Source organism: Pseudoflavonifractor capillosus (assembly GCF_016899775.1).
Lineage (GTDB): Bacteria > Bacillota > Clostridia > Oscillospirales > Oscillospiraceae > Lawsonibacter.
In genome coordinates this window covers 1-6035 of the sequence record NZ_JACJJE010000095.1, presented here as the reverse complement: position 1 = coordinate 6035, position 6035 = coordinate 1, and the positions used below count along the sequence as shown (strand labels likewise).

7 protein-coding genes are annotated in these 6035 nt (G+C 67.6%); 6 read left to right on the top strand and 1 reads right to left on the bottom strand.

From position 1 onward, the window contains the following. Positions 1–643, bottom strand: a 643-nt coding sequence (locus H6B31_RS16050; protein ID WP_243419114.1) for an MATE family efflux transporter, incomplete at its 3' end; no start/stop codon positions are given. Between the two features lie 246 nt (positions 644–889). Here H6B31_RS16050 and H6B31_RS16045 point away from each other — a divergent pair. The 6 genes from H6B31_RS16045 to cobA form a co-directional block, all read left to right on the top strand. Then, on the top strand, positions 890–1828 hold the full coding sequence (locus H6B31_RS16045) for a ferredoxin-like domain-containing protein (RefSeq protein ID WP_204899423.1): 939 nt from the start codon (positions 890–892) through the stop codon (positions 1826–1828). Between the two features lie 132 nt (positions 1829–1960). Further along, complete coding sequence (locus tag H6B31_RS16040; protein WP_204899422.1) at positions 1961–2926, top strand: ABC transporter substrate-binding protein; 966 nt, start codon at positions 1961–1963, stop codon at positions 2924–2926. After that, complete coding sequence (locus H6B31_RS16035; protein ID WP_204899421.1) at positions 2895–3917, top strand: FecCD family ABC transporter permease; 1023 nt, start codon at positions 2895–2897, stop codon at positions 3915–3917. Before H6B31_RS16040 ends, H6B31_RS16035 begins: the two co-directional genes overlap by 32 nt. Beyond that, positions 3914–4669 (top strand): ATP-binding cassette domain-containing protein, encoded by a 756-nt coding sequence (locus tag H6B31_RS16030; protein ID WP_204899420.1) that lies wholly within the window; start codon positions 3914–3916, stop codon positions 4667–4669. Before H6B31_RS16035 ends, H6B31_RS16030 begins: the two co-directional genes overlap by 4 nt. 14 nt (positions 4670–4683) lie before the next feature. Beyond that, positions 4684–5307: a precorrin-2 dehydrogenase/sirohydrochlorin ferrochelatase family protein gene (locus H6B31_RS16025; RefSeq protein WP_204899419.1), complete on the top strand. Its 624-nt coding sequence runs from the start codon at positions 4684–4686 to the stop codon at positions 5305–5307. Continuing rightward, on the top strand, positions 5304–6035 hold a 732-nt coding region (gene cobA, locus H6B31_RS16020; protein WP_204899418.1), incomplete at its 3' end, for a uroporphyrinogen-III C-methyltransferase. The genes H6B31_RS16025 and cobA, both read left to right, overlap by 4 nt.

The following is a 6035-nucleotide window of genomic DNA, read 5'->3' as shown; positions in this document are numbered from 1 at the left end:
CCGTCACCCCCAGCCCCGCCCCCGGCAGGGACAGCCCGGTCCCGGGGATGGAGACGCCCGGGAAGATCAGCAGGCTGTTGAACACCACGTCCTCCCCGCACATGAGGGCGTTGAGCAGGCTGGGGGTGCGCATATCCCCGCTGCACTGGAGCATGCTTCCGCACAGCTGGCGCATCTGCACCGCGGGAAGGGCGCAGGAGTAGATGAAAAAGTAGCTGGAGGCGTCCCCCAGGATCTCCGCCTCGCCCCCCAGCCAGGCGGGCAGCGCCCCGCTGATGGAGGTTCCAGCCGTGCACAGCAGAGTTCCCACCACCAGCCCGGCCAGCAGGGCCTGCCGGAGCACGTTCCTGGCCTCCTCCTCCCGGCCCGCCCCGATCAGGTGGGCCACCTGGACGGAAAAGCCGGTGGCCAGGGAGATGCACATACCCCCCAGCAGCCAGGTGGAGGTGGACACCAGGCCGATGGAGGCCGAGGCCCTGGCCCCCAGGCTGCCCACCATGGCCGCGTCGATGTACTGCATGGCCATGGAGCTGATCTGCGCCAGAATGGCGGGCACGCTCAGGGTCAGCACCTGCACAAACTGCTCCCTCCAGGTCTCCGGCGGCAGGCCGGGCCCGCTCTGAGACAGGGCATGCTCCTCCATATTTCGCTCCTCCCTCCCGCTGAGGCGGGCCGCTCCCCTCCGGGCGGCGGACCGCCGGTCCTCTCGCCTCCATTGTAGAGGATGGCGCGAAAAATGTCCAGCGCATCCCCCGTTTTCCCGGCGGTTTTTGTAAGGTTTGCTTGCATTTCTCCCGCCCTGCGATTATAATGGAGATGCTTCACCCACAAGGATGCCTGTGCAGGCGCGGCGTGAGCGCGCCAGATTTTGAGGAAAGCAGGGGAAAACATGAAGATCACCGATGCCGAAAAGAAGGCCCTGAAGGGCCGCGGCTACATTATGACCCGGGACGGGGAGCATTTTGTAGGCCGTATCATCACCGAGGACGGGGTCCTCACCAGTGAGGAGCTCATGGTGGCCGCCGAGGCCGCCAAAAAGTTCGGCAGCGGAGCCGTTGCCATGACCTCCCGCATGACCGTGGAAGTCCAGGGACTTACCTATGAGACCATTGAACCCTTCGACCAGTTCCTCAGGGAGCGCGGCCTGTACACCGGCGGCACCGGGGCCCGGGTCCGGCCCATCGTGGCCTGCAAGGGCACCGTGTGCGTCCACGGCCTCATCGACACCCAGGCCCTGGCCCGGGAGCTCCATGAGAAATTTTACAAGGGCTGGTACGACGTAAAGCTGCCCCACAAGTTTAAAATTGGGATCGGCGGCTGCCCCAACAACTGTGTCAAGCCCTCCCTCAACGACTTCGGCATCATGGGGCAGCGGATGCCTGAGTATGACTCCAAGGACTGCCACGGCTGCGGAAGATGCCTGGCCTCGGAGCGCTGTCCGGTCCACGCCGCCCACATGGAGAACGGCGTCATGGAGATCGACCGGACTCTCTGCACCAGCTGCGGCAAGTGCATTGACAACTGCGTGTTCCACACCGTCTCGGAGAAGAAGGCCGGCTACGCGGTCTTTGTAGGCGGCCTGTGGGGCAAGCGCCAGCGGATGGGCAACCGCCTGCCGGAGATCTACACCAAGGAGGAGGTGTTCCAGCTGGTGGAGAAGGCCATCCTCCTGTACCGGGAGCAGGGCTGGACCGGCGAGCGGTTCGGCGCGTTCATCGACCGCATCGGCCCGGACAACTTCATTGCCCAGCTCACCAGCGACGAGGTTCTGGCCCGCAAACAGTCCATTCTGGACGCCCCTCTGCTCCAGCGGGGCGAGAGCCGCTGACCCTCCCGCCGGCGGCGCGCCGGCTGTCATCACACGCTCTGTCCTGCCGACAGAAGGGACCTTCTGCCGGCAGGGCTTTTTCTTTGGCTCCGCCTTCCGCTTATCCATCGAACACTCTGTGAGGAACCATCTATGAAACGAATTCCGATTCTTCTCCTTGCGGCCTCCGTTCTGGCCGCCTCTCTCACCGCCTGCGGCTCGCCCGCGGCCTCCTCCAGCTCCGCCCCTTCCTCTTCGGCTCCAAGCTCTGCCTTCCAGGGATACACCTTCACCGACGACCTGGGCCGGACCGTCACGGTGGAACAGCCGGAGCGGGTGGCCGCCCTCATCGGCAGCTTTGCCGACGTGTGGTGCCTGGCCGGGGGGCAGGACACCCTGGTGGCCGCCGCCCACGACACCTGGACCTCCTTCGATCTGGGCCTCAGCGATACGGTGGCCGACCTGGGCGCGGTGAAGGAGCCCAACCTGGAGGTCCTGCTGGCCGCCCAGCCCGACTTTATCCTGGCCAGCTGCAACACCACGGCGGACCTGGAGCTGGAGAGCACCTTTGAGAGCGCCGGCATCCCGACGGCCTACTTCGACATCCAGAGCTTTGACGACTATCTGAACATGCTGAAGATCTGCACCGACCTCACCGGATGCCCGGAGAACTATGAGACCTACGGCCTTCAGGTCCAGGAACAGGTGGAGGCGGCCAAGGCGCGGCAGGACGGCTCCGCCCCCACGGTGCTCACCATCCGGGCCACCGGCTCCAGCTGCAAGGTGAAGGGGAGCCAGGACTTCCTCCTGGGGGAGATGCTCTCCGATCTGGGCTGCGTCAATGTGGCGGACAGCGAGACCTCCCTGCTGGAAGAGCTGAGTCTGGAGGCCATCCTGGCCGCCGCCCCGGACTATATCTTTGTGGTCCTCCAGGGCTCGAATGCCACCGACGCCCAGGAGACCCTGGAGAAAACCCTCCTGTCCAACCCCGCCTGGGGCAGTTTAAGGGCGGTGCAGGAGGGGCGGTTCCACACCCTGGAGCACTCTCTATATAATTTGAAGCCGAATGCGCGCTGGGGGGAAGCCTATGAAAAGCTTGCGGACATCCTCTACCCCTGAGTTCCGCCCGGCGGGGCGGGTGCTGGCGGGACTGCTCCTGCTCACCCTGCTCTCCGCCGTGCTCAGCCTCTGCCTGGGCTCCACCACCCTCTCCCCGGCCCTGGTGCCCCAGGCCCTGCTGGGCCAGCTGGAGGGCTCGGTGGAGGGGCAGATCATCCAGTATGTCCGGCTGCCCCGCACCTGCGGCTGTCTGCTAGCCGGAATGGCTCTGGCGGTCTCCGGGGCGGTGATCCAGAGCGTCCTCAACAACCCCCTGGCCGCACCCAACATCATCGGGGTCAACTCGGGGGCGGGTCTGATGGTGGTGCTGTGCTCCGCTCTCTTTCCCCAGTCGGTGACCCTCACCCCCCTGGCCGCCTTTCTGGGGGCCTTCCTGGGGGTGCTGCTGGTGCTGCTCATCGCCGAGCGCACCGGAGCCAGCCGCATCACCCTGGTGCTGGCGGGGGTGGCGGTGTCCAACATCTTCAGCGCGGGCATCGACGCCCTGGTCACCTTCTTCCCCGACGCGGTGCTCAGCTACACCGACTTCCGCATCGGCGGGCTGAACAACCTGTCTATGGACCGGATCATCCCCGCCTTCTGGGTGGTCCTCGCCGCCCTGGTCCTCCTGTTCTCCCTGTCCAGCGAGATGGACATTCTCGCCCTGGGCCGGGAGACCGCCCAGAGCTTAGGGCTGCCGGTGAAGCCCCTGCGGCTGGCGCTGCTGGCCCTGGCCGCCGCCCTGGCGGGGGCCGCCGTCAGCTTTGCCGGGCTGCTGGGCTTTGTGGGCCTCATCGTCCCCCACATCATACGCCGCACCGTGGGGGAGGACAGCCGCCCCCTGCTGGCCGCCTGCGCCCTGGGAGGCGCGTCCCTGCTCACCCTGTGCGATCTCCTCTCCCGGGTGCTGTTCGCCCCCTATGAGATCCCGGTGGGCATCGTCCTCTCTCTGGCGGGCGGGCCCTTCTTCATCTGGCTGCTCCTGCGGCAGAGAGGGGGACGGATCTCGTGATTCAGCTTCAGAATATCTCCGCCGGATACGGCGGTCCCCTGGTGGTGCAGGACGTGAGCCTGGACCTGAAAGCCGGGGAGGTGCTGGTCCTCCTGGGTCCCAACGGCTGCGGCAAGAGCACCCTGCTCCGGGTCATCGCCGGACTCCAGCCCCCCGCGGGCGGGCAGGTGCTGGTGGACGGCCAGCCCGCCCACCGCCTCACCCGGCGGCAGCTGGCCCAGAAGGTCACCTATCTGCCTCAGTCCCGTACTGTCCCCAATATCACCGCCTACCGCATGGTGCTCCACGGCCGGTTTCCCTATCTGTCCTACCCCCGGCGGTACCGCCCGGAGGACCACGCCGCCGCCCGAAAGGCCCTGGAGCAGGCGGACGCCTGGGAGCTGGCCCGGCTGCCCGTCCAGACCCTCAGCGGCGGCCAGCGGCAGAAAGTCTATCTGGCCATGGCCTTGGCCCAGGACACCCAGACCATCCTCATGGACGAGCCCACCACCTATCTGGACATCCAGCACCAGCTGGACCTGATGGCCTTCTCCCAGACCCTGGCCCGGGAGGGCAAGGCAGTGGTGCTGGTCCTCCACGATCTGTGCCTGGCCCTGCGGTTCGCCCACCGGGGGGCGGTGCTCTCTGAAGGCCGCCTTCTCCAGACAGGCACGCCGGAGGAGCTGTTCTCCTCCGGAATTTTGACCGAGACCTTCCGCACCCCCCTCAACCGCATCTGGACGGAGGGGGGCTGGCGGTACTACTACGATTGAGAGGAGCCCGGGCTATGGTCTGCTTTCCCCTGTTTGTTGACCTGAACGATAAAACGGTCCTGGTGGTGGGCGGCGGCCCGGTGGCGGCCCGGAAGGCCCGGGTCCTGCTGGACTACGGCCCCCGGGTGCTGGTGTGCGCCCCCCGCTTTGTCCCCGAGCTGGAGCAGCTGTCTGGGGCGGAGCTGCTGCGGCAGCCCTTTGTCCCCGAGCTGCTGGAAGGGATCTCCCTGGCGGTGGCTGCCACAGACGACCGCCAGCTGAACCACGCTGTGGCCCAGCTGTGCCGGGAGCGCTCCATTCCGGTGAACGTGGCGGACAGCCGGGAAGAGAGCACCTTTCTCTTCCCCGCCGTGGTCCGCCGGGGGCGGCTGTCGGTGGGGATCTCCACCGGAGGGGCCAGCCCCGCCGCCGCGGCTTATGTCCGCCGGACCCTGGAGGGGCAGCTCCCCGAATCCCTGGAACCCATCCTGGACTGGCTGGAGGACCAGCGAGAGGCGGGGAAGGATGCCCTGCCCCCGTCCCAGCGGAGGCGCTGGTTCTCCCGCCTGCTCTCCGCCGCCCTGGAGAAGGGGCGGCCTCTCACTTCGGAGGAGACAGAATCCCTTTTACGCCAGTTTTTTGAGGAGGTATTGCCATGACCCAACCGTCAGGCCGCGTCTATCTGGTGGGGGCCGGGTGCGGCCCCGCCGAGTGGATCACCCTCCGGGGGTACCGGCTGCTCCAGACCTGTGACGCGGTAGTCTACGACGACCTCATCGCCCCGGAGCTGCTGGACGCCGTCCCGCCCCAGGCCCAGAAGCTCTACATGGGCAAGCGGCTGGGTCGCCACTCCGCCCCCCAGGAGGACATCTCCCAAACGCTCATCTCCCTGGCCCAGGCGGGGCACACGGTGGTCCGCCTGAAGGGTGGCGACCCCTTCGTCTTCGGCCGGGGGGGCGAGGAGATCCAGGCCCTCCAGGGGGCGGGCGTCCCCTTTGAGGTAGTGCCCGGCATCTCCTCCGCCATCGCCATCCCCGGCCAGGCGGGCATCCCCGTCACCCACCGGGGGCTGAGCCGCAGCTTCCATGTGATCACCGCCCACACAAAAGATGGGGCCTCTGACCAGTTGGACCGGCTGGCCGGAGCGGAGGGCACCCTGGTCATCCTCATGGGCCTGTCTCAGCTCCCCGCCATCGTCCAGCGGCTGATGGCGGCGGGCCGCGCCCCGGACACCCCCGCCGCCGTGGTCTCGGGGGGCTGCGCCCCCCACCCGGCCGCCGTCCGGGCCCCGCTGGAACAGCTGCCCGAGGCGGCGGAGCGGGCGGGGGTCCTCCCCCCCGCCGTCATCGTGGTGGGGGAGACCGCCGCCCTGGACCTGTCCCCCACC